This is a genomic window from Candidatus Zixiibacteriota bacterium (assembly GCA_035380245.1).
Taxonomy (GTDB): Bacteria; Zixibacteria; MSB-5A5; order GN15; family FEB-12; genus DAOSXA01.
Genome location: DAOSXA010000002.1, coordinates 1220464 through 1245058, shown reverse-complemented (window position 1 = coordinate 1245058; position 24595 = coordinate 1220464). Strand labels below are relative to the sequence as shown.

Below are 24595 nucleotides of genomic sequence, written 5' to 3'. Positions count from 1 at the left end.
GTTGGATATTTATCAAAAATACAAAGGCGGAGACCGGTCAGGTCTCCGCCTTTTTTCATGTCAACTTCGCTGATGCGAGTTAGAAGAAATCTACGGTGAAGGAAGAGAGAGCCTCGTCGACGTCGATACTCACTTTTACCGGCAGCGAATCATAACCGCTCGTAATGTAAAAACCGTCCTTTTCGATCAGACCAAGGCGGTCGAGATAAGAATCGTAGTCTTGTCCTTTGACCTGCAGCCCGGCTGAACGCGGTACGCGCAGGCGGAGATTCGAATCGGCGCCGTTCAGAGTCACGTTCACCTCCGGTTCCAGATCGCCGATTTTGAGATAAACGCGGGCATTGTCGGTATCGAGGGTTAACCGGCGCAACGGTGTCGTGGCCAGGTTAAGATGAATGTCGGAGCCGTGTCCCGTGCATTCCAGATCGAGTGGAATGATATCACTGAAACGAACGTACCAGTCCTGCTCGTTTTCGGCATCGATCTTGATTATCCCCCCCAGCAATCCTGAGCCGCGCTCGGAGTATTGGATCTCTGCGACGCTGTCCTCAACATCGTAATCGATACGAGGTTTGCGCGTGAAGCGATCGAATCGGCTGTAAATGAGGTCTCTGCCGCTGTCGCGGATGGTCAGGTCGGTTTCTCCCAGTTTCAGGTCCGCCTTGATGAGTTGCACGTCATTGGGGGCTTCAAGGCGATGTCTTGACTCGTGAAAGAAACTGTTGTCGCTGCCGCCGCTGCCGCTATGAAATGCTATGAAGAATGCTGTCACTAAAAGGCAGACCGAAGTGGCATACGAAATGATCTGGAATCTGGTGTGCGTGAATATCTTTTCGATGCCGATCGCTATCAGAACGACCGGGAAGTATATCGCGAGATCGATCCAGAAATCATCGTTAAGAGTTCCCATGTTCCTGAGCAGGAGCAGGGCGCCGATAGTGACGAAAATAAGTCCCCATCTGAAACGTGCTGGAGTCATGATGTCTCTCCTCCGTTCCTTGAGTGATAATCAGCACCGTTGATATGGTGTTCTTCATGGGTAGAACGGTTGCGTGAAGTGTGACGGAAAACCAGGAACAACCCGAAGAGGATCAGGACAACCGGCCACATTTCACCCCAACTGAACCAGAACCAGAATTCGTGCATCAGCATGAGAGCACCAATTACAACCAGCAACAATCCGGGCAGATAGCGAGACCAGGAAGGATAATGGATCGGCTCTGAAGGCGCCGGGACGCCTTCGGGGCAGGTCGGTATGATGATCCAGGCCAGGATATAAGCAAGCGTAACGGAACCGGCCGTAGCCATGGTCAGTAAGACTACGATCAGTCGTACCAGAGTCGGATCGATTTCAAAATACTCACCCAAACCGCCGCAGACGCCGCCGAGGAATTTATCGTGAGAGGATCTATAAAGCTTTCTAGTCATGGCTGCTCCTTCGCTATGGGGCCAGGATCTCTTTGGCTTTATATACGGTGGTAAGGCTTAAAAAGTTACTCATGTGAGTGAATGGCTTTTTAAGGGCGGCGGTGTTTAGCGAGTATCTGAAGATATTCCCCCGCTTGCTCCCGAACCTCTTTTGAATGATGATTGGTTGCTACATTAAGGTAATCAACAGCTTGGTGGAATTCGGTGCTATCGGGTGTTATTAAGGATATCTGATACCATGTTTCCAGCAGGTTCAACTGGAGTTGCTGAATTGAATCGGCCGTGAGAACTGCTTCTCCGGCAGCCATGGTGGGCGCAGATTGTTTCGAGTCGGCAGTTTCCGATCCGAGCGCCTTTGCTGCGCCACCCGGTAATTGTCCACCTTGTTGAACTTGCGCCAATAATCCGTCTCTTTTCTCACGGAGACAGTTCAGTTCAGTCTGTATTGAGTCCCGGATCGAGTCCTGAACCACCTTCATCCGTTCCCGCCTGATTGACGCGCCGGAGTCAAGCAGAGAATCCACGTCGGTAATCGGATTTGTCCTGACAACCTGGTTGGTTACCTGGAATTTATCTATGACATCGGCCCGTGAGGTCACCTTAATCGAGTGTCCAATTTCTTCCCGGTTGGAAGATTTCTCTTCTTTATCTTTCTCGCTGTCCGAGTTTCCCTGAGGCGGCAGGGGAGCCTTGGCCGATTTTTCAATCTCGGCCTTTTCCGGTGCTGTTTTCTTTACCGGCTGTGTTTTGATGGCATCAGCGGTCAGGATTATACCGACTGCTTCGGGTTTCTCCTGCAATTGTTCTTCGGTGGTAATGGATGCTTTTGAATCGACGCTTTGCTCAAGAGTTTCAGCTATAGCAGGTGCGGGAGTCTCTTCAGCTTCATCCCAATCACCCACGATCGTCTCAGGCTCTTCAACTGTCGCTCGGCCTTCATCCATTGCCGGTAAGTTGTCGTCTGTCTGAGGTTGGTGCGGTATTGATAATACCTCGGATGGTTGCTCTTGAATCGTTTCCTGTTGCTCGAACAATTTGTTTCGGTTGAGTCCGATAAAGGTCAGTACGGCGACCGAAGCCGCGACCGCGGTAATCTTCCAGAACAAACCATGATGAGCCGGACGTATATCGGTTACTTCAGTTGCATCCGATTCACCGGCTATGGCTCGGTCGATCTTCTGTGCCGCTTGTTCCCAGTAATCATCGCCGTCCAGGCCGGAGTGAGCCTCAACCAGTTGATCGAGTTTTTCGAATTGTTTGAGTAAGGCCCGGCACTCTTCACACGATTCCAGATGCTCCTGCATCATCCGGGTTTCTTCGGGTGTCAAATCCTGATCGTGATAAGCCGATACTCGGTCGCGATAATACTCGTGATTCATCGAATTCACCTGTCCGCCTGACTGTCCGGCAGAAGATCCTTAAGTTCTTCCAGCAGGTATTGCCGTGCCCGGTACAGACGGGAGTCCACCGTCCCGGGGGGTATTTTAAGATACGAGGCAATAGCTGCATAGTCCATATCCTCGAAATGCCTCAGTACGAAAACGCTACGATACTTGGCAGGCATTTTCTTGAGGGCCTGGTAAAATCGTTTTTGTCCCTCTTGATCCAGGAGTTTATCCAGCGGTCCCGGATCCGTCTGGGCCGGGTCAAAACCTTTTTCACTCAGCCCGTTGAGTGAATCCTGTTTCTCCTCCCGGGCGATATGATTGTACGCCAAATTCCGCGCAATCGTAGCCAGCCAGGGATAAAAGGCAAATCCCGTCCGGAACCGTTCAAGCGCCCCATGTGCCTTGATAAATGCTTCCTGTACAATATCTTCAGTCACGTCAAAGGAACCTGTCAAGCCGTAGATGAAGCGGAACAACCGCTTCTGGTGCCTCCGGACCAGTTGCCCGAAAGCCCTTTTGTCGCCGTTCTGCGCCGCTTCGATCAGCCGTGTCTCTTCGTCTTTGGTCTCTGTTGAGGATACCGGCTGAATCGGTTTTTCTTCCCGTGGATTGTCGGCCATGGTCAATTCCTCTGACAGAGCTTAAGAGCGGCTTGTTCCAGGAGGGCTTTGGGAGCAAGGTCGCTACGTCTCAGATCGGCGTCCAGTTCGGCCAGGTCGATTAGAATCTGTTCGAGTTGTTCGGTCTTGAACCGGGCGGCCTGGCTGCGAAGCCGGGGAGTCATCCAGCCTCGATTCCCCATCGGTTGTTTTCCCTCTTTGACCAGATAGAGCGAAATGAAATGCCCTTGCAGCAGGGTGGAGATAGCCGCTCCCGATTGTCCCTCGGATAAAAGCCCGGCGATCATTTTGAGCACCAGTTGCGTTTGACCCTCGACCATCCTGTCGGCCAATTCGAACACGTTGTAGACCTCATAACCGGAGCAGATATGGCGGATATCGTCGAGTGTTACCGTGGCTCCTTCACCCTTGTAATTGATCAATTTCGAGACCTCGGTATCAAGGCCGCCTCGGTTACCGGAAACCAGCCCGGCCAGGAATTCCAGAGCCTGCGGTTCGATTTTTAAAGCTGCCTTATTGAGAGATCCGGTAATTTGAGCAACTACCTGCCGCTGGGTTAACCGGCCGAACTCAATTGTTTCAACTCCGGACGATTCCAGGTTTTTTACGAAAGCTGAGTTCTTTTTGGGGGCGTAGTGCGAAGGTGAAGAGAAAATAACCACCCGCGAGGGATCAGCCGGGGTTAGCAGTTTTACAACCTGTTCGATCTGTTTCGGTTTGTAATGCTGGAAGTTGTAAACTATAACCACCAGACGTTCGCCGAGCATCGGCATCTGGGCCAGTTCGGCCATCAGGTCGGCCAGCGGCGTACGCTTGGCGTCCAGCTTGCGGCAGTTGGTGACCATTTGCCGATCCGGCAGGTATTTATGGGAGACGTATTTCACCGCCTCCGAAATACGGTAGTCTTCCGCCCCGTAGAAATAGTAAGCGGGACGGAATTTACCGGCGTTGATTTCTTTGATCAGATCTGACGGAGTCACCATAACGACTGATTATATGGTCGACTCCGAAGGAGGGTCAATCAAAAAGAGACTCGTCGAGAGCGGGATTGTCCCCTGAGGGAACCCAATCCAGCGAAAAGCGATATCGTTCACGGTATTCATCGGCCCGCGCCACCAGTCCGGCGAATTTGGCCGGAGCCTGTTCGCGACCGTTGAGGATGTTCACGATATGGAGATTGTTGCCGAATATCTGGTACGTGTGATTGGAAAAGTACTTCTGGTTGGAGTCGATGAACTCAAGCAAGGCCAGGAGCGAGGCCAGATCACCGTGATCTGAATCGACGGCTGCAAAAGGAGCCTTGAACTTGATCCCTATCTGGGGAATCTGGAAAGCCACGACTGCCGATTTGTGCGTGTCGTTACCTTCGGGCAAATCTAAAGAACCAAAATAACATTCCATACCGGCCTGAAATGCAACCCTTATGCCGGACCTGAAGACTTAATTAACTTGTTGTTTGTCAATATATTAACTGGCGGAATGTACCTTCTCGCCTGCACCGTTCTGCATATAAAAAGGATTGGAAACGTTTTGTACTAGGCAACCGATTGACTATATTCGTCCTTGTATCAGGAGCCTGAATCTGTAGAGCAAGTATCTTTGCTTAATAATATGGAGGATCGTTTGAATAGAGTTATCACTTTGATCATAATCGCGGTGCTGCTTCTCATAATAGCCTTAGCCTGCGATAACGATATTCTGGTGAACCCGTCCGAAAACGCAGCCGAACTTTTTCCGAATGAGATCGGATCGATTTATCATTATGAAATTATCGATAGTGTCGAGGGATTCCAGGATACTATTGAGGTCCGGATCGTGGGGCAGAAGATCATGGGGAACGGGGATATGGCCCGCCTCTGGCGACGTGAATTCAACGATTTTATCGACACCGTGGCTGTAGTCGTAAAAGTTGATACGGTCAAGATGTACCTGGGTCTTTATTCCGATCCGACAATTCTAATTCTTCCGGCGAAAGTCGGGAACGGTTGGTCGGTTGCTCCTCCCGGCGGCGACTGGTACGATACTTGTAGCGTGGTCGACAGCTCTCAATGGGCTATCAGAATCGGTGATTTCATGTTGTCCTATCATATCGACCGTTCCTGGGAAGGCCCCGGTTATACCGAGCACAACACAATCTATTATGCCCCCGAAGTCGGCATCCTTTATATGGATATCGAGGCGCTGACGGTTATTCCCGATAAAGACCCGGTAGATGTACGTTGGTTGTTGATTGACTATACCTTCCCGGTGAATTGAGAATCACCGGTCGACACATAATGCTAGTGCTGTAAGTGGTCGGTATCGCGCAGGCAGTCTATACGGCGATCGATATCATCGGCTTGCAGGCGATGTCTTTTAAGCACTCTGGAAGTTACTTCGAGGGAGGCCTCAAGTTCCGCCGGAACCACTTCGGAAGCCCCGGCGGCGGTCATCCGGCCGCTGTCCATCATGTACCGGGTTCGAGCCAGAATGTGGATGTCGGGAGATAACGCTCGGGCAGCACGGACCGCTCGGGCGGTTGCGTCCGGATCGTTAATCACGATAACGAACTCCGAAGCCCGTTTCAGATCAAGATGACTGAGAACATCCGGACTGGTAATGTCGCCGAAATAGATCGGCTCGTGAGCCGCCAGACCGCGTCGGATATTCTCCGGGTTCAGATCGACTATAATGTACGGAAGACGGCACTGTTTTAGCGCTTCGGCCAGATGATGTCCGGCCAGGCCGTAGCCCCCGATAATAACATGGCCTTCACGTTTTTGCTCGGTCTGATCAGCCTGTTCCGCCGGTGAAATCTCAAGCAGACGAGTCAGCGCTCCCAATTTGCCGACTCCGGCTGCCAGTTTGGGCGCCGCCGATAAAAGCAGCGGTGTGATCACCATCGATAAAACAATCGCTGCTGTCAGATTGGCGCTGAGATTCTCCGCCATCACCTGATGTGCGCCGGCTACTCCCATCAACACGAATGAAAATTCACCCACTTGCGCCAAGGCCGTACCGGACATGATCGAAACGCGTAGCGGCAGGCGCAGCATAACGCCGGTAGCGAAAATTACGATAAATTTCAATATCAATATCGCCGCCAGCAACAAAGCGACACTGCCGAGGTTGGCGGTTAAGGAGCGCAGGTCGATAAGCATACCGACCGAAACGAAAAAGAGCGAAATGAACACCTCGCGGAACGGGATGACATCGGCCAGCGCCTGATGTCGATACTGGCTTCCGGCTACGACCAGTCCGGCCAAAAACGCCCCGAGCGCCAGCGAGACACCGGCTGAGGCGCTGAGCCAGGCGGTGCCGATGCAGATAAGCAGTACCGCCATAATGAACAACTGCCGCTGGCGGACGCGAGCGATCAATTCCATGAGTCGTGGTACGAGATAATGCCCTGCGATAAGAACTACGGCCACAATACCTAGTGCCCGGGCCAGAGTGGTTACCATCGCACCGCTCGACCCGGTTCCTCCCAGCAACGGAATGAGCAGAATCATCGGGACGACGCAAAGGTCCTGGAAAATCAACAGCCCCATGCTGAAACGGCCGTGAGGAGCGTCGATTTCGCCTCGTTGTTCGAGGCCGCGCAGAACGATAGCAGTCGATGAAATCGCAATTATGCAGCCTAATACCAACGCCTCTTGCGGGCGAATGTCGAAGGCGCGAGCGATCAGATAAACCACGCCGGTTGTCAAACCAACCTGAGCTACACCGCCCATGAGAATCAGTCGCCAGAGTCTCTTGAGCTGGTCCAGGGGGATTTCGAGTCCGATACCGAACAGCAGCAATGTGACGCCGATCTCGGACAACATTTCGACCTGGTGAGGATCACTCACGAGGCCAAGACCGAAAGGTCCTACCAATGCCCCGGCGGCGATAAGCCCGGCAATCGGAGGGAGTCGCAGGCGATGAAACAGGGTTACGATGGCAACCGACAAAGCCAGGATAACTACGATATCTCTGAGATAAGCGATCTCCGTCATGGTTCTTCCTCAAGCGTTATATAGAGTAAAACCGACCGGCTTGTCGAGTGTTTTCGACCGTGTCGAGGAAGAGGTTGATGCCGTATGGTACGGCTTTCATTCCCGCACATAATGGTAGCTGTCGCCGGCGTTGGCCGGAGCAAATACCGCCGTTCCTGTGCCCCAGTTCAGAATGTCGTCGGCGGTTCTACGGTAATTCATGAAATCCCGGTTTGGCGAATGCAGCAGGATCGCTCGGGGATGTGCCCGGTCGACAACGTATTTCAGATCGGAGCTTCCGATTGTCTCCGGATCGGGAATGGCCATGATCGCGAAATCCAGACGGTCGATTCCCTGGAGGGCATCATCGAATGCTGTACGGAACGCTTGCGCGGTATCGATACTGAAACCGCAAAAGAGGATGTTGAGGTCGTCGACCTCGATCAGATACGACAAAATCGGTAAAACGGGCGATTGCAACGGATCGAACGCTTTTATCATCACCCCGTCATAACTTTCTATGTCACCCGGTTTGAGATAGATGACGCTGCTGTCTCTGCGCCGACAATCGAGATCGCTGTCGAGATAACGGATTGACTTGATCGAGTCGGCCAGGTTGTGGGTATACCGGTTTTCTCCCGGCAAGCTGCTACAGTTGGTATAGAGAACCACGACGTCCTGATTGGCGAGTTGCTCGGCAGTGTAGTAACCGTTGGCCAACGAGGGTTCATCGGGACGAGGAACGGCACGGTTTTCGTCATCGATGATCAGCAGATGGTCGGAGGTCTTGATCCCCCAGCCGCGGTGTTCGAGTATCCAGGCAACGGCCTCACCCGGATGAGGCGGATGGTCGGTCAACCAGGGTGACGGCTCGCGATTGTCCTCCTCACACCCGGCTGGATCGGCTCCGGCTGCCAGGAGGAGTTCGGCTACCGACCGGTTTCCGTATTTACAGGCGAAATACAGCGGAGTTTTACCGATATCATCACGAGCGTCGACCTCGCAACCAGCCTTGAGCAATCGCTCCGCGATCCTGGTGTAACCGCGTTTGGCGGCCAGATGTATCAAGGTCTGACCGGTTGCCGATTGACGTGTTTTAACTTCCGCGCCTCGATCGAGTAGAAGATTGATCGTCTCAAGCATACCCATGTCAACCGCGTACCAGATCGGAGGCAAACCCTGACGGTCGGGTTTATAGATGTCGGCGCCGTGCTCGATGAGCAATCGGGCGGAGCGAACATTGTCGCGTTGAATGGCATCGCTTACCGGGGTGACGCCGTTTTCCTCGCGTACGATCTGAAGGTTGGGATGATAGTTGAGCAACAGCTCCAGCATATCGGAATGTCCGAACCAGGAAGCGATGAACACCCGGGCATCACCGGCAAAATCGACATAATCGGGATCGAATTCATGCCCCAGAGAAATCAGATATTCGGTGATTCCGGAACGACCAAAACGGGATTCGGTATAGAAGGCAAGGTCAATCGGTTTCCCGAATGGTTGTGATTCAACCGTCTGGTCGACGCCCGCTTCCACCAGCAGTTTAACTACTTCGAGGCTGTTGGCATCGATTGCAGTCAGGAACGGTGTATAACCGAAATGGTTTTTTACTTCAAGATCGGCTCCCTGGTCGATGAGCAGTCGAACCATCCCCGTATCGGCCTCATGAGCCGCGATGTGAAGCGGGTAATCGCCTCGATCATCGCTCTTATTGATCAAGTCGGGATTATCAGCCAGGAGGCTTTGAACCTGCTCCATATTACCGTTCAGGCAGGCTTCATGAATCGTATCGGCGTATGACACGATACACAGATACAAGACCATGAAGGCAGTGATCAATAACGAACCTCGGTGACTCATTCTATCCTCGCTCGGTTTCGATAATCGCTTTGTTCCACAAGATGGGTTGTTAACTGCCGAAAGACAATTTCTAAAATACCGAAAGAGGAGCAAACTGACATGATCGTTGTGACACCATAGGATTGAGTATGATCATACGTAAGTAAATCATCGCACTCGCTTGACTTAACTCCCGGATAAAGCTAGCTTGGTAAAAAATACGTGAAACGACGGCGGGTGCGGTCAAACGAACGGAGTGAGAATGCGCCGAGCTTTATTCCTGCTTTCTTTGCTGGGGTTGTTGATGTCGTGCGGCGGCAGCGACAGTGGAATCGTATGTGAAAACGAAATTCTCGAGAACAAACTTTACCAGACAGAGTCCTGGGCTGAGGTAAATAGCATCTTTGACGTCGACAGTACCGACAGCGCCGGTCTTACAATGGCTGAAGTGATGGGTTCGATGGACATGATGCAGACGACCCATTCATTGGCGACGGTAATAACCGGTGTCGTGGATGCGGAAGGCCGCCTGCCGCTGGTTGTGCGGCTCGAGGCCACTGAAAACGTTCAAATTGTGAATGGAGACACCGTCGAGGCGGGACTTCCGGCGTCGCTGGACAGTGCCCTGGAGACTTCGGGATCGTATTTCAACGGTGAAGTTGTTCTCGATGCCGTCGAGGGAATCGATCCTGTACTGATAACCCTCGCCAAAGGGATGGTGGTGCAATTGATCAATTCGGTCGCATTCCCGACGGATGCGATCGAGAAAGGGGAGACTTTCTCGTACTCGATGCCGTTGAATCTTCCGTTTCCGGAAGCCTCATCGGCGAGTATGGAAACGGTTTACACTCTCGATGAATATGACGACAATATAGCCCGATTCAGCATCGACCAGGCGTTGAGCGGCGCCGATGGTGTTGATTTTAACGATATCGGACTATTACTCGCGGGCAGCGGTGAAGTAGTCTACGACAGAAATAACAAAAACATCAGTCTGGTTGAATTGCTTTCGGATATGACTATTCCCGCAGCCGTTACCGGGCGGGGGTTCGGATCAACGCTCAGCACCAAGGTGAAATTCACCGTGAAGACAACGGACGCGGAGTAAGGGCGCCAAAATAATACGGGCCGGAGAATGGTGATCTGAAGTTCAGACAAATGATAAGTACTACCGGCAGGCAGGGGGAAGGGGACCGTCTTGAAACATGAAGGTCACGAGACAAACTAAATCGGAGATATCACCACAACTGCCGTTGGTGTCCACATCGGCCAGTGTGAGCGGCTGGGGCGGCCCGGCGCCAAGAAACATATAGTTGACCAGGACCATTAGATCGGAGATGTCCGGTCCTTCGCCGTCGTGGTTCAGGTCAAGACAGGGGCCGGCCCCAAAATACGGGATAAATGTTTGAGTATAGGCGATACCATCCGGTGCGCCACCCTGCCAGGTGCCATAATATAACGTCAAAGCTGCCCCATATCGGCGCAGGTTGATCAATCCGCAACTTTTATAGAGCTGTCGATTGAATGTCCCGGGAATTCCGGTTCCCTGTAACAACGGTTGATCGGCAACTTCCCAGCTAACTCCCCCGTCAAGGGATTGTGCCGCAAAGAGGTCGTAGTTCGGCAGCATAGTCATGAAGGCTATCAGACAGGTGGCGTCAACCTTCGTGAAATCCATGTGCCAAAGAGATGGTGTCTCATCACAGACGGACAGCAACTCGAGGTTGTTTTCCATCGGGATATAGCGGTAACGTTGTAATTGATAATGGAAGGGTTGAGATAAAACATCCATCACCGGGCCGTTGATGGTCCAGATCGTCCAGCTTTCATTAGTATTGATCATGAACGATGGGCTCATCAGCGAGACGTCACAAGCAGGCTCACAGATGAGAGCCGGTTTGGACCAGTCGACACCGTTGTAAGAATGACTGATCAGCAGAGCGCTATGGGGGAGAACCACGAATCCCTCAAACCAGGTAGCGCGAAACATCAGCCAGAGACTTCCATCGGGATCACGTTCAAGCCGGGGATCGGACAGGTAGGTGGCGGTGTCCAGTCCGATACCGGAGGATGCCCAGATAACATCAGCCGTGGTAAACAGCGGATCGTTACAGCCGGGCAGCGCTATCCATTCCGTTCCATCCTGACTCACTCGCAGGCATGGATTCTCATGTTCGCTTAGACCGCTGTCGTAGGGAGTCATGGCCATCCAGAAACGGAAACCGTTCCAGGGGAGGGTGAAATCGACCACGGAGGGATGAATCGCTGCAAAACGATCGGTTTGGCTGCTGTCCCAGTATATCGATGGGATTTCAACCGGGAGAATGGTGTCGGCATGGGAGCAATAGACCGCATTCAGGTCCAGCACCGTTTGCGACGGCGCCGAACCGGCGACAACAACTGCAATTAGCCACGACGGCCCAAACGTTGACAATCGCACAATCCCTCCGCATGTCTGCTGCGGTATATGTTCTGATTAATATAGTGTCGAATATCGATTTTTGTCAAAGGGAATTGAGGGGGGGATTTGAAATTGCCCACTTGTTATAGTGCTATGCGGAACATTATAAAAATGTATGGAAAATATAAAGCCCTCTGCTAACTTAGTGGTGCTGAAAAGGTGGCATAAGTACTGACAAGTTCTCTGTTTCCCCCAAAAACTCCCCCCATACTTTTCGAGGGGAGCATATCTTTTGATCTTCAAACCTCTTGACAGCTTTTAAGACACACATTATCTTCACCCGGTGGTTTGTTAATAATTTCACAATCTGCGAAAAATAACATAACCAGATTAGTTTGGTTTGAAAATACGCATGCAGTGTTAGATAAAGGAGTTGAGTATGGCGTTATTCGAACCGGTCGATAGCCAGATCACTGCCGACACTCTCATTGTCGGCGGCGGCGTTGCCGGGATGACAACAGCCATCGAATCCGCCGAAATCGGCAAGGATGTCATTCTCGTCGAGAAGGATCCGAGCATTGGCGGACGTGTGGCTCGAATGTTTCAGTACTTCCCGAAAATGTGTCCGCCCACCTGCGGTATCGAGATCAATCTCAAGCGTATCCGCGGCAATGAGCATGTCCGCGTTCTGACGCTGACCGAGGTGGAAAACGTCACCGGCGAGCCGGGTAATTTCGAGGTCACTCTCAAAATATCGCCCCGTTTCGTCAATGAAAAATGCACCGGCTGCGGCGATTGCGAAAAGGTTTGTGAAATCGAACGAGACAGCGATTTCAACTACGGCCTGGATAAAACCAAGGCAGTCTATCTGCCGCACCTCTTGGCCTACCCGCCGCGCTATGTCGTCGATCCCAAATTCGTTGCCGATCCCGGCATGAAAAAGGTGGCTGAGGCTTGTCCCTACGGCGCGATCGACCTCGACATGCAGCCGCGTACGATCACGGCTAAAGTCGGCGCGATCGTTTGGGCTACCGGTTGGAAGCCCTACGACATGGAAAAACTCGAGAACCTCGGCGGCGGCAAGATCAAGAACGTTATCCAGAACGTGGTAATGGAACGCCTCGCCTCCCAGAGCGGCCCGACTCAGGGCAAGATTCAGCGGCCCTCGGACGGCAAAGAGATCAGCACGATCGGTTTCGTTCAGTGTGCCGGTTCGCGCGATGAAAACCATCTGCCGTATTGCAGCACGATCTGCTGCATGGCCTCGATGAAACAGGCTACTTATGTGCGTGAACAGTATCCTGATGCGGAAATTCACTTGTTCTACATCGATGTCCGCTCACCCGGACGCTGGGAAGATTTCTACGTAGCCCGGCAGGCTGATGAGAAGTTCCACTTCCATCGCGGTAAAGTGGCCCGGATCACCGAATGCTCCAACGGCAATGTGATTCTCGAGGCCGAAAACACGCTCACCGGTGAGATGACCAAGACCGAAGTCGACATGGCTGTTCTGGCCACCGGCATGGTGCCGAGTAATGTCGACAATCCGCCGCCGCTTGGCACCAGGCTCGACGAATTCGGTTTTGTCGCTCCCGACAACAACAACGGCGTGATCGGAATCGGCGTGGCTGCCCGCCCGATCGATGTCTCGGCATCGGTTCAGGACGGCACCGGCGCGGCTCTGAAAGCGGTAATCGTCGCGGGAAGGAGGTAACACCATGGCCGTAGAAACCAAAGTTGGATGCTTTATCTGCAAAGGTTGTGAGATCGGTCAGTGCCTCGATACCGATAAGCTCGTCGAATTCGCTACCAGTGAAGGCGGCGCCGCCGTGGCCAAATGCCACGATGCGCTCTGCTCCGAAGAAGGCATCAAGATGATCGAAGCGACGGCGGCTGAGCAAGGGCTCAACCGGATCGTCGTGGGAGCTTGCTCCGGCCGGGTTTTCCCGGAACTATTCGTTTTCAACGGCGCTATGACCGAGCGCGTTCCTCTCCGTGAATGGGTTACCTGGACACACGAGCCGAATGACGAAGACACCCAGGTGATGGCCGAAGACTACGTCAAGATGGGCGTCATCAAGATGCAGAACTGTGAGCCGCCCCAACCTCATATCGAGGAAACTTCGAAGGATATCATGGTCGTAGGCGGCGGCATCACCGGGATGACCGCGGCCAAAGCGGCGGCCGATGCCGGTTACAAAGTCCATTTGATCGAGAAAGCCGACAAACTCGGTGGCTGGGCTACCCGATTCGCCAAGGTTTTCCCGAAAAATCCGCCGTATGCCGATCTCGAAGACTCCGGCTATGAAAAATTAGCCGAGGCAGTCGGCAAACATGAAAATATCGAAGTCCATCTGAATACCCGGGTCAAGAGGACCGACGGCCAGCCCGGTTTGTTCGATGTCACTCTTCAGAGCGGTGCCGACAGCTCGACTCTGCGCGTTGGTTCGATTGTGCAGGCGACCGGCTGGAAGCAATATCCGCCCGAAAGGCTGGGGCATCTCGGCTATGGTGCGTCGCCCGATGTTATCACCAACATCCAGATGGAAGACATGGTCAAGAACGGCGGCATCAAGCGTCCGTCCGACGGTAAAGTTCCCGAGAGCGTGGCGTTTATTCAGTGCGCCGGATCGCGTGATCAGGACCATTTGCCGTACTGCTCGGCAGTCTGTTGCCGTGTTTCGCTGAAACAGGCCAAATATGTCCGCGAGGCGATTCCCAACAGCAAAGTCTATATCCTGTACAAAGACCTGCGCTCGCCGGGTCAGTGGGAGCGTTTCTACGCTCAGGCTCAAAACGATGACGGTATCTTCCTGACCAAGGGTGAGATTGACAAGGTCGAGCCGGTCAACGGCAAAATATCGATCGGTCTGACTGAAACTCTGCTCGGCGAAGATATTAACGTTCAAGCCGACCTGGTGGTACTGGCTACCGGTATGGTGCCGACAACCAAGGTCGACGATGAGGCCCCCGATGAGCCGGAAGCAACTCAGGAAGCTCCCGCCGAAGGCGAGAAAAAAGAGAAATCCGCTGCGGCTGGAGCTGAAGCCGGTGCCAGGATTATCAACCTGACCTATCGTCAGGGAACCGATCTGCCGACGCTGAAGTACGGTTTCCCGGATTCGCATTTTATCTGTTTCCCGTACGAAACACGCCGCACGGCAATCTATGCCGCCGGACCGGTTCGCTCACCGATGGATCTTGCTACCAGCGCCAATGACGCTTACGGCGCAGCGCTCAAGGCGATCCAGGCGGTTGAGGCCGTGTCCGAAGGCAAGGCGGTTCATCCGCGCTCAGGCGATCTGAGTATCCCGGAATTCTTCCTGCAGCGCTGCACGCAGTGCAAGCGCTGTACCGAGGAATGTCCGTTCGGCACGCTGGACGAGGACGACAAGGGGACACCGAAACCGAACCCGTTCCGTTGCCGTCGCTGCGGTATCTGCATGGGCGCCTGCCCGGAGCGTATCATCAGCTTCAAGAACTACAGCGTGAATATGATGTCGCAACAGATTAAGGCGATCTCAATGCCGGACGAGTTCGAAGAAAAGCCGCGCATTCTGGCTTTTATCTGTGAAAACGACGCTTTGCCGTCGGTCGATATGGCCGGTTTGCAACGCCTGAAATACAACGCCATGGTCCGTATCATCCCGCTCCGGTGCCTCGGTTCGATGAACTCAGTCTGGGTTGGCGATGCCCTGGCCAGCGGCTTCGACGGTGTTTTGCTGATCGGGTGCAAAAAGGGCGACGACTACCAGTGCCATTTCGTCCGTGGCTCCGAACTGGCCCATACCCGTATGGAGAACGTACGCGACAAGCTCAAGCAGCTTGTGCTTGAAGAAGAGCGTGTGGAAATTCACGAACTGGCGATCACCGATTACTACAAAATCCCGAAGATTTTCGATGATTTTCTCGAGGTTATGGAGACGGTTGGTCCCAATCCATACAAGGATATGTAAGCCAATTACTTGTCGAAAAAACAAAGCCCTCCGATTTCGGGGGGCTTTTTTTTGAATTTGGGAATCTATTCCAACGCTTAAAAAACGTAAATGCGAAATAGAAATATGCATTCTATTTGAAAAGTGAGGAAATCTCAGTCAGCTATCGGGACCGATTTAGTCCCCTATTTGGTGCTTTTAATCGACTAACATTTAATAGGTTACGGGCATATACTTTTTGGCTTGAGAAGGTTCGAGGAACACTGCCTGCGACCTTGAGCAAAAGAAAAATTTCACATTTTCCGCTTGACTAACTGGACGTAATTGGGTAAATAAAACCTTGGCTAAGTGAATAAAGTAACAAGGCCGATAAGAGATAAAAACGGTGGTATTTCTCTTGATGAGGGTTGAGCCAAAAAAACACGGGGGTGGATCAACCATTTTCGTTTCGAAGATTAAGAAGAATGGGTATACACAGTGTATCTGAATTAAGGAGTTACAATGGCGAACGAACTTCCGAAAACTCCGAAACTTGATGAGCTCGAAAAGGGCGCATGGCCAAGTTTTGTGAAGGAGATTAAGGTCGCGGCCGAAAAGAGTCCGATGGCCGCCGATCTTCTGGGCCAGTTGGAGCAATCCTACAACGAGCGGATTGGTCACTGGAAACACGGTGGTATTGTTGGTGTAATGGGATACGGCGGCGGCGTGATCGGTCGTTATTCCGACTTGCCGAACAAATATCCGCATGTCTCGCACTTCCACACGATTCGTGTCAATCAGCCGGCCGGTTGGTACTACACTTCCGAAGTGCTGCGCAAGATCGCCGATATGTGGGAGCAAAAAGGTTCCGGCCTGACGAACCTGCACGGTTCCACGGGCGACCTGGTGCTTCTGGGCACTCGTACTGAGCAGCTCGAACCGGTGTTCGATGAGTTACAGAAAATGGATTTCGATATTGGTGGTTCGGGTTCCGACCTGCGTACCCCCAGTTGCTGCTGTGGTATGTCCCGTTGCGAATGGGCCTGTTACGACACGATGGCCATGTGCTACGATTTCACTATGCATTGGCAGGATGAATTGCACCGCCCGGCCTTCCCGTATAAATTCAAGTTCAAGTTCTCCGGTTGTCCGAACGACTGTGTCGCCTCTATCGCTCGTGCCGACATGTCGATCATCGGTACCTGGCGCGATGATATCCAGGTCAACCAGGCCGAAGTAAAGAACTATGTCGATAAGGGCTTGGATATCGAGTCCGATGTTATCGCCAACTGCCCCGGCAAGTGCATGGATTGGGACGGCGAAAAGCTGCATATCGACAATTCCTATTGTGTTCGCTGCATGCACTGCATCAACGTGATGCCGAAAGCTCTGGCTCCCGGAAAAGATCGCGGTGCGACGATTCTGCTCGGCGCCAAGGCTCCGATCATCGAGGGCGCATTGCTGTCGTCCGTGCTGATTCCGTTCTGGAAGCCGGAACCTCCGTACGATGATCTGAAGGAACTGGTCGAGGAGATCTGGGACCTCTGGTGCGAAGAAGGCAAGGCTCGTGAGCGTGTCGGAGAATTCATGCAGCGTGTCGGTCTGGGTAACTTCCTCGATGCCATCGGCGTCGAACCGGTGCCCGAGATGGTGGCCTCTCCACGTGACAATCCTTATGTCTTCTATGATCTGTCCGGTGACGACGAAGACGAGGATGAAGAATAGTTCCGAAGAAATTCGGGGTTAACTGAGATAATAACGATTTACGAATAGAGGTCTTAAGATGGCAGAAGTACACGAACGGCGGACAGACTACGGCCCGCCTCATTACGAGAGGTTCTTGCCTCCGGTCATTAAAGAGAACTACGGCAAATGGAAGTATCATGAAGTCCTGAAACCGGGCGTTATGGTGCATGTCAGTGAATCGGGTGCCAAGTTGTATACCGTGCGCGCCGCTTCCGGCCGTTTGATCAGTGTCGATAAGATCCGCAAGTACGCCGACCTGGCCGACAAGTACTGCGGCGGTCACCTGCGTTTCACCAGCCGTCACAACGTCGAGTTCCTGACGACCGAACAAGCCAATATCGATCCGTTGATTGCCGATCTGAAAGCTCTCGGCCATCCGGTCGGTGGTATCGGCAACTCCATCACGAGTATCGTACATACCCAGGGTTGGGTTCACTGCCACTCGGCGGCGACCGATGCCTCCGGTCTCGTTAAGTGCGTCATGGATGAGCTGATCGAGTACTTTGAAAACATGAAGCTGCCGGGCAAGCTCCGCATTGCTCTGGCTTGCTGTCTGAATATGTGTGGTGCGGTGCACTGCTCCGATATCGCTATTCTCGGTATTCACCGCAAACCGCCGCGAATCGACCACACTCAGGTGAAGAACATGTGCGAAATCCCGAGTGTTTCGGCCGCCTGTCCGACTGCGGCGATTCGTCCGGTTACCGTCGACGGCAACCCCTCGGTTGAGATCGACGAGCAGCGCTGTATGTTCTGCGCCAACTGTTTCACCGTCTGTCCGGCTATGCCTATTGCCGATCCGGACAACGACGGTGTGTCTATCTGGGTAGGCGGTAAAGTTTCCAACGCCCGCTCGGAACCGAAGTTCTCCAAACTGGCGATCCCGTTCCTTCCGAACAACCCGCCGCGGTGGCCGGAAGTTACCAGCGCCATTAGGAATCTGGTTGAACTCTGGGCTAAGAACGCTCGCAAGTACGAAAGAATGGGCGAATGGATCGAGCGTATCGGATGGCCGAAGTTCTTCCGGATGGCCGGCATCAAATTCCAGAAAGAACACATTGACGACTTCAAGCATGCCGGTCTGTCGTTCAAACGGTCAACACATCTAACCTTCTAAAGGGGTAAAAGTGGCTAAGACTGTTGAAGAAGTAGCTGACGCCATGTACGCCATGGTGAAGGAAAACCAAGGGATTAAGAAGCTGAAGCCGGGTGATCTCACCAAAGCTATGATAGAACTGTTTGGTGACGAAGCCGACAAGAAGCTCTGCAAAGAAGCCATCAAGCAGCTCGTGAACAGCGGCAAGTGCGTTTATACGTACTTCGGTGGCAGCTTCCTTGAGATTCCGCACAAAGAAGGCGCCGCGAACGACTAGTTCGCGCGCTTTCGGGGTCGGTGTTTGAATATGGGTGCGACCGTTCCGCGTCTCCTGATAGCCGGCCTGTCCGGTGACTCGGGCAAGACGTTATCGAGCCTCAGTGTCATTACGGCACTCCGGCGACAGGGACGGTCGGTGGCCCCGTTCAAAAAAGGCCCTGACTTTATAGATGCCGCCTGGCTGGGTGAAGTGGCGCAGAACGTCTGCCGCAATCTCGATACCTTCATGGTCGAGTCGGCAGAGGTCCTGAGTCGCTTCACCCGTCATGCCCTTGGGGCGGAAGTGGCCGTGGTTGAAGGCAATCGCGGGCTCTTCGACGGCATGGACGACGAGGGGACTCACAGTTCGGCATCACTGGCCAGGCTTCTCGGAACACCCGTGATCCTGACCGTCGATACGACGAAAACAACGCGTACGGTTGCGGCTATGATCAAAGGTTGTCAGCAGTTTGAACCGGACCTGAATATCGCCGGAGTGATTCTCAACCGGGTGGCCGGACCACGCCATGAAGCCGTGGTTCGCAAGGCCGTGGAGACTTACTGCGGCATTCCCGTTGTCGGGGTGTTTCCCAAGCTGGGGGAAGCGGCCGAGGTTATCCCCGGACGCCATCTCGGTCTGGTAACACCGGCCGAATTCGGGAATCGCGACAGACTGCACGACATCCTCGCCGATCTGGCTGATAAGTATCTTGACCTTGATCGTATCTGGCGCATCGCTCAGTCCGCTCCGGAGTTGAAGGAGTCCTTGACGCGAACGATCGATAAAAAAACCGAGAAGGTGACGATCGGTTACTTTGCCGATTCCGTATTCACTTTCTATTATCCGGAAAATCTGGAAGCTCTGGTCGAACACGGGGCGCGGTTATTGCCGCTGTCGTCGCTCGAAACGAGTGAGCTGCCCGATGAAATCGACGCCTTGTACATCGGCGGTGGTTTCCCGGAAACGCAGGCGGAGCGTTTAACCGCCAATCGGTCGTTGATGAAGTCGGTTAAGAACGCCGCGGCCGACGGCCTCCCGATTTACGCTGAGTGCGGTGGACTGATTTATCTTTGCCGTAATCTCACCGTCGGTGATGCGACCTATGCCATGGCCGGGGTGTTCGATCTCGACCTGACGCTGAGCCGTAGACCGGTCGGTCATGGTTATGTCCAGATGGAAGTAACGGATGAAAATCCGTTCCTGCCGCGCGGGTTGTCGTTTCGAGGGCATGAGTTCCACTACAGCGGTCCGAAGGATTCGCTGCAACAGTCTACCGCCCTGAAGGTGATTCGCGGGGTGGGTTTGAATCGGGCCGTCGACGGCCTTCGTGTCGACAATGTCCTTGCCTGCTATACGCATTTGCACGCCGACGGCGTTCCCGAGTGGGCCGATGGTATGGTAAAGGCCGCGGTCGATTATCGGTCGGCGCGAGGAACCGAGAAAAAAGCATCGTCCGACTTGCGTGAGAATAATAAGCACCGTCGCGAACGAGGCGACGCTAAAATGGTAACAGAGGTAGGACTGGCCGGGGCCTGAACGATGCGGCGCGGCCGCCATGAAGGATAACGAAGCAACAACAGATCAGCAGTCCGGAAACTTGGTTTTCGACATTCACTACCAGGCAGACCGGGTAAAGACGCCACCGTTTGGCATGTGCCGGAAGCAAGCTTGATCCGACTGAGGCAGTTATTCGATAAGGTAGTGTAACAATGGGTTTAATAGGAAAGAAAAAGAAAAAGCTGGTGACTCGTGGAGGCGGGGTTTCATCGCGCGAGCAATCACCGCTCCGGCCGTCAGGTGTGCCGAAACCGGCCCCCTGTGGCATGGAAGGCTGCCCCAATCATAACCACATTCGCCATATGCTGATGACCATTTCCAAGGCTCAGCAGCTCGAAACTCCGATGGACGAAGCGCTCGAAAAAGCCTGGAAAATTTTTGCCGAGACGACGCCGTTCCATTCGGTGTGCGGTCGCGTTTGCCCGCATCCCTGTGAATCCGCTTGTAACCGGAACGGTAAGGAAGGCGGCGTTGGGATTAACGCTATCGAACGTTTCATCGGTGATTATGCTCTCGAGAAGAAATTCACGCCTCCGATGCTTACCGACCAGAAGCGTTCCGAGAAGATCGCCGTGATCGGATCCGGTCCGGCCGGTATCTCCTGTGCTTACCAGCTCGCCCGGCGCGGCTATCAGGTCACTATTTTTGAAGCTTTCCCGAAAACCGGCGGTATGCTCCGCTACGGTATTCCGGATTATCGTTTGCCGCAGAGCATTCTCGATGCCGAGATTCAGCGCGTCCTCGATATGGGCGTGGACCTGAAGACCAACACCATCGTCGGGAAAGACGTTACCGTCGACGCTCTCAAGAATGAATTCAACGCGGTTTTCATCGGCATCGGCGCTCATACCGGCTTGAACCTGAGAGTCGACGGCGAAGATGCTCCCAATGTCATGACCGGTGTTGATCTGCTGCATAAAGTCAACTCGGGCGAAGCGGTTGAGATCGGCGATAATGTGGTCGTGGTCGGCGGCGGTGATACCGCTATCGATGCGGCACGTATTTCCCGCCGTCTGGGCGCCAAGGCGACCATTCTCTATCGCCGTACTCGTGAAGAGATGCCCGCCATCGAGGAAGAGATCGAAGGCGCGCTGGCCGAGGGAGTCGAGATCCATTATCTCGCCGCTCCGATCGAAATCTACAACGACGGTTCCCGGGCGACCGGTATGAAATGCCAGAAGATGCAACTGGGCGAGCCGGATGCTTCGGGACGTCGCCGACCGGTGCCGATTGAAGGGGACACTTTCGATCTCGAGTTCACCACTCTGGTGACGGCAATTTCGCAAGCTCCGGATTTCACCGGATTCGAGGATTTCGTCGAAGGGAAAGACTGGATCAAGGTCGATGAAAAGTTCAAGACCAAGATCGAAAAGGCTTTCTCCGGCGGCGACAACACCAACCTCGGGCTGGTGATCGATGCTATTCATCACGGTCGTCGCGCCGCCGAAGCGATTCACGAATCGATATCGGGTGAAGCGATGCCGGATGAGAAGAAAGGTCCGGCGGTTAAGCTCGACAAGATGCATCACGAGTACTACGAGGCCAAAGAGCGCCATGAACCGAAGAACATGGATCCGAACGAGGCGCTTAAGAGCCTTACGGCCGAAATTACCTACACCTTCGATCTGGAAACGGCGGTCGCCGAGGCCGGACGCTGCATGAGCTGCGGACTTTGTTTCGACTGCGGCACCTGCTGGTCGCTCTGCCAGGATTCGGCGATCAAGAAACCGTCCCAGAAGGGCGGACCGGTGATCGGCGCCGAGGAGTATTATTTCAAGCATGATGTCTGCACCGGGTGTAAAAAGTGTTCCGAACAATGCCCTTGCGGATATATCGAAATGCATTAGTTTGTTTTGTTTGAAACGAAAAAGAATGGACATTTGTACCTATAATTGATCGTATTGATGGAGGTTCACGATGCCGAAATTTGAACAAGGCTCGGTCAGCATTGAGGTCGATGAAGACGGTTTCATGATGGAGCCGGAACAGTGGAGTGAGGATGTCGCCAAGGCGTTGGCTACGACTGAAGGCGTTGATAATATGACCGAAGAGCATTGGAAGCTGGTCAACTACCTGCGTGAGTATTACCTGAAGTTTGGGATTGCTCCCATGATTCGTAAGCTCTGCAAAGAGACCGGATTCCCGCTCAAGAAGGTTTACGAGCTGTTCCCGTCGGGACCGGCCAAGGGCGCCTGTAAGGTTGCCGGCCTGGCCAAGCCGACCGGTTGTGTGTGATCGACCGCAATCGTTTTGATTTCAAAAACGCCCGGAGCATCAGCCCCGGGCGTTTTCTATTCTATCGGTAAGACAAACTATTCACGACTTGGCTCAGTCGTTTACCGGCAGCCGTAGCAGGCGGGAAGGTCTCGTCCATTCTGGAACATATATGTAACCAGATAAACCAGATCGGCGATATCGGGATTGTTGCCGTTGCGGTCTATGTCGGCTATGTCCATGCAGGGAGGTTCCGGACCACCGGAAAACATATACGAGACCAGGTAAACCAAGTCGCTGATGTCGGGACCACTGCCTGAGTTGTTGATATCGCCCGGTATGCAAACAGATACTGGCATGAGAGACTCCAGCCAGACGCGACCTTTATCCACCTTACTCAGGAAATCACTCTCACCATCTTTACCGGTAGACAGGAACGTATATATCTTCAGGGTGTCGTTCGGACCGAGCGTGTAGTTAGAGCGATATGTCCATAGAGTGAAAAGATCGGCGTCAGTCGAGTCCGAGATATTATACCCATCGGCATTCGACATAAACCCGTAGAGTGAGTCGTTGTCGAAACGCCCCAGCGGATCAATGTATACGGCATTGGCCGCGGTTATCGCCCCGGCGAAGTCATAGGAGGCGTTGTAATTATCCATGCCGATGTAAAAAACCATGCCGCCATAGCGCAGGTCGTTGTCCTGACACTCCAGAGCATCGCCGAGTGAATCACAGATCTCGGAGCCGATCTGATAGATAATCCTGCGATTGGTATCGAACTCGCTCCGGTTCCACACGCCGGAGTCGGCCGGAATGTTCCAGTCAATGGCCTCGCCGATCGCGAGATTGGAATGAGTTTGTCCGTCGTTGACGAAAATCTTCAGGTACTTGACGAAAAACTCACAGGTGTCGCCGTCGTGCGGTGCAATTATCTCTTGCTCGATCATCAGAGCACCGTCACGTGTCGTGAACGAGCTATGATAAACATATCCCCAGGTTTCACTCGTGATACTGGCGTCTCCCTGGGGAAGGAACGAGAAGCCGTCATCCGTGTTGGAGCCGAACATGGAATAGTTGCATATAACCGAGTCGCCGTCGGGCCAGCAGATCACCGGCGAGCCGTCGTACAGGTAGACCGAAGCATCACCCGGAACCGTGTCCGTGGCGCCCTCCTCAACAAAATCGCAGTCCCCGAAATTGAAGAAATCCAGATTGACGCCGCCGATTCCCTGATTACCCATGTTGCCGTTGTTGGAAACGGTCAACGAGAAGTGGCTGTTCGAAAGCGTATCCCAGGCGGGTAGCACTTGCTCCCCGGCAAATGAGGTCGACGGGCCAACGGCGGTGAAAACAAGGCATGCTACTGAAGTTGTCAAACAACGATATCGAATCTTCACAGTACCCTCCTCACAAGGTAGAGATATCAAAGTTGTACAAGGTTGCCGGACTATCCGACCACCCGACTGAGCAACGACATGATATGAAAAAAGCAGCAACCAAAATATGGTCCCCTCAATCCATAACCGACCTATTCATAATATAGTGGTTTTGGGGAGTATTCCAACAAGATTCCCGATACTTGTTTTTGCAATGGTTGGATCGTAGACGGTCATCGGGGAGTGTTGAAAACGCCGTACGCGCGGATGTTCAGCAAGACACGTCAGTAATGCGGGCGACACAAAACCGCCCGCTACACGAGGTTAGGGCTCTTTAACGCGTAGCGGCGGGGCTTGTCTCCGCCGCAATTGAGGTTTGTCAACAATCCCATCGGGTAGAGACACCCGACGATACCTTCTTTCGGCGTCGTCATTCTGAGGAAACACCCAATTATAGAGCCACCGTTTAAGTCAATACCGAAACCGCTGATGCCGGGACTGAAATCGTCGCGATGGTGGTTGTGGCCAATATGCAGCGTGGTGGTAACTGATGGGCGTCAATTATAAAAAAAGATCATAGGTAATTTTCGATCGGCTTCCCCGATAAAATGGTCTTTTGCCGTCCTGATTCCCGCCACGTATTTTCTTATAGTAGAATAATGCCTCACAGATAGTTACGTTGTTCACAAAATAACAGTTGACTGCATGGTACAAACTAATAACTTATAGGTTTGAAGGCATTTGACTTTGTGAAACTTTTAACGAGCCGGGGACCACGAGCAGGGGATGGTATGAGGT

General features: G+C 53.1%; 20 protein-coding genes. 10 read left to right on the top strand and 10 right to left on the bottom strand.

Going from position 1 to position 24595, the window contains the following annotated elements; translation table 11 throughout:
• Window positions 1–79: 79 nt before the first annotated feature.
• From PLF13_10220 to PLF13_10195, 6 genes are all read right to left on the bottom strand, one after another.
• Entirely contained in the window at window positions 80–979 is a 900-nt protein-coding gene (locus PLF13_10220; protein ID HOP07654.1) for a DUF5668 domain-containing protein, read from the bottom strand.
• Window positions 976–1428, bottom strand: a complete 453-nt coding sequence (locus PLF13_10215; protein HOP07653.1) for a PspC domain-containing protein — start codon at window positions 1426–1428, stop codon at window positions 976–978. Before PLF13_10215 ends, PLF13_10220 begins: the two co-directional genes overlap by 4 nt.
• 89 nt (window positions 1429–1517) lie before the next feature.
• On the bottom strand, window positions 1518–2807 hold the full coding sequence (locus tag PLF13_10210) for a zf-HC2 domain-containing protein (GenBank protein ID HOP07652.1): 1290 nt from the start codon (window positions 2805–2807) through the stop codon (window positions 1518–1520).
• A 5-nt stretch (window positions 2808–2812) separates the two neighbouring features.
• Window positions 2813–3436 (bottom strand): sigma-70 family RNA polymerase sigma factor, encoded by a 624-nt coding sequence (locus PLF13_10205; protein ID HOP07651.1) that lies wholly within the window; start codon window positions 3434–3436, stop codon window positions 2813–2815.
• A gap of 2 nt (window positions 3437–3438) precedes the next feature.
• Window positions 3439–4419, bottom strand: a complete 981-nt coding sequence (gene holA, locus PLF13_10200; GenBank protein HOP07650.1) for a DNA polymerase III subunit delta — start codon at window positions 4417–4419, stop codon at window positions 3439–3441.
• A gap of 34 nt (window positions 4420–4453) precedes the next feature.
• On the bottom strand, window positions 4454–4837 hold the full coding sequence (locus PLF13_10195) for a hypothetical protein (protein HOP07649.1): 384 nt from the start codon (window positions 4835–4837) through the stop codon (window positions 4454–4456).
• Window positions 4838–5059: 222 nt separating this feature from the next.
• Between PLF13_10195 and PLF13_10190 the strand changes: the two genes are divergently transcribed.
• Entirely contained in the window at window positions 5060–5692 is a 633-nt protein-coding gene (locus tag PLF13_10190; GenBank protein ID HOP07648.1) for a hypothetical protein, read from the top strand.
• Between the two features lie 23 nt (window positions 5693–5715).
• Here the strand turns inward: PLF13_10190 and PLF13_10185 are convergent, their stop codons facing one another.
• Window positions 5716–7413, bottom strand: a complete 1698-nt coding sequence (locus tag PLF13_10185) for a cation:proton antiporter (GenBank protein ID HOP07647.1) — start codon at window positions 7411–7413, stop codon at window positions 5716–5718.
• 96 nt (window positions 7414–7509) lie between these two features.
• A complete protein-coding gene (locus tag PLF13_10180; GenBank protein ID HOP07646.1) occupies window positions 7510–9252 on the bottom strand; it encodes an ankyrin repeat domain-containing protein in 1743 nt (580 codons plus the stop codon).
• Between the two features lie 241 nt (window positions 9253–9493).
• Between PLF13_10180 and PLF13_10175 the strand changes: the two genes are divergently transcribed.
• Window positions 9494–10339, top strand: a complete 846-nt coding sequence (locus PLF13_10175; protein ID HOP07645.1) for a hypothetical protein — start codon at window positions 9494–9496, stop codon at window positions 10337–10339.
• Between the two features lie 60 nt (window positions 10340–10399).
• Here PLF13_10175 and PLF13_10170 read toward each other — a convergent pair whose 3' ends face one another.
• On the bottom strand, window positions 10400–11671 hold the full coding sequence (locus PLF13_10170; GenBank protein HOP07644.1) for a hypothetical protein: 1272 nt from the start codon (window positions 11669–11671) through the stop codon (window positions 10400–10402).
• A 400-nt stretch (window positions 11672–12071) separates the two neighbouring features.
• On the opposite strand from PLF13_10170, the gene PLF13_10165 reads away from it, so the two are divergent.
• The 8 genes from PLF13_10165 (at window position 12072) to PLF13_10130 (ending at window position 22439) form a co-directional block, all read left to right on the top strand.
• Window positions 12072–13346: a CoB--CoM heterodisulfide reductase iron-sulfur subunit A family protein gene (locus PLF13_10165; GenBank protein HOP07643.1), complete on the top strand. Its 1275-nt coding sequence runs from the start codon at window positions 12072–12074 to the stop codon at window positions 13344–13346.
• Window positions 13347–13350: 4 nt separating this feature from the next.
• On the top strand, window positions 13351–15588 hold the full coding sequence (locus PLF13_10160) for an FAD-dependent oxidoreductase (protein HOP07642.1): 2238 nt from the start codon (window positions 13351–13353) through the stop codon (window positions 15586–15588).
• A 480-nt stretch (window positions 15589–16068) separates the two neighbouring features.
• On the top strand, window positions 16069–17271 hold the full coding sequence (gene dsrA / locus PLF13_10155) for a dissimilatory-type sulfite reductase subunit alpha (protein ID HOP07641.1): 1203 nt from the start codon (window positions 16069–16071) through the stop codon (window positions 17269–17271).
• 58 nt (window positions 17272–17329) lie between these two features.
• Window positions 17330–18409, top strand: a complete 1080-nt coding sequence (gene dsrB, locus PLF13_10150) for a dissimilatory-type sulfite reductase subunit beta (protein ID HOP07640.1) — start codon at window positions 17330–17332, stop codon at window positions 18407–18409.
• Window positions 18410–18419: 10 nt separating this feature from the next.
• A complete protein-coding gene (locus PLF13_10145) occupies window positions 18420–18665 on the top strand; it encodes a hypothetical protein (GenBank protein HOP07639.1) in 246 nt (81 codons plus the stop codon).
• Between the two features lie 30 nt (window positions 18666–18695).
• Window positions 18696–20183, top strand: coding sequence for a hydrogenobyrinic acid a,c-diamide synthase (glutamine-hydrolyzing) (cobB, locus tag PLF13_10140; GenBank protein ID HOP07638.1), 1488 nt, complete (start codon window positions 18696–18698; stop codon window positions 20181–20183).
• A gap of 173 nt (window positions 20184–20356) precedes the next feature.
• Window positions 20357–22051 carry an NAD(P)-binding protein gene (locus PLF13_10135; protein HOP07637.1) on the top strand — a complete coding sequence of 565 codons (1695 nt, stop codon included), beginning with the start codon at window positions 20357–20359 and terminating at the stop codon, window positions 22049–22051.
• 70 nt (window positions 22052–22121) lie between these two features.
• A complete protein-coding gene (locus tag PLF13_10130) occupies window positions 22122–22439 on the top strand; it encodes a TusE/DsrC/DsvC family sulfur relay protein (GenBank protein HOP07636.1) in 318 nt (105 codons plus the stop codon).
• A 101-nt stretch (window positions 22440–22540) separates the two neighbouring features.
• Here the strand turns inward: PLF13_10130 and PLF13_10125 are convergent, their stop codons facing one another.
• Window positions 22541–23818 carry a hypothetical protein gene (locus PLF13_10125; GenBank protein ID HOP07635.1) on the bottom strand — a complete coding sequence of 426 codons (1278 nt, stop codon included), beginning with the start codon at window positions 23816–23818 and terminating at the stop codon, window positions 22541–22543.
• Window positions 23819–24595: the final 777 nt, after the last annotated feature.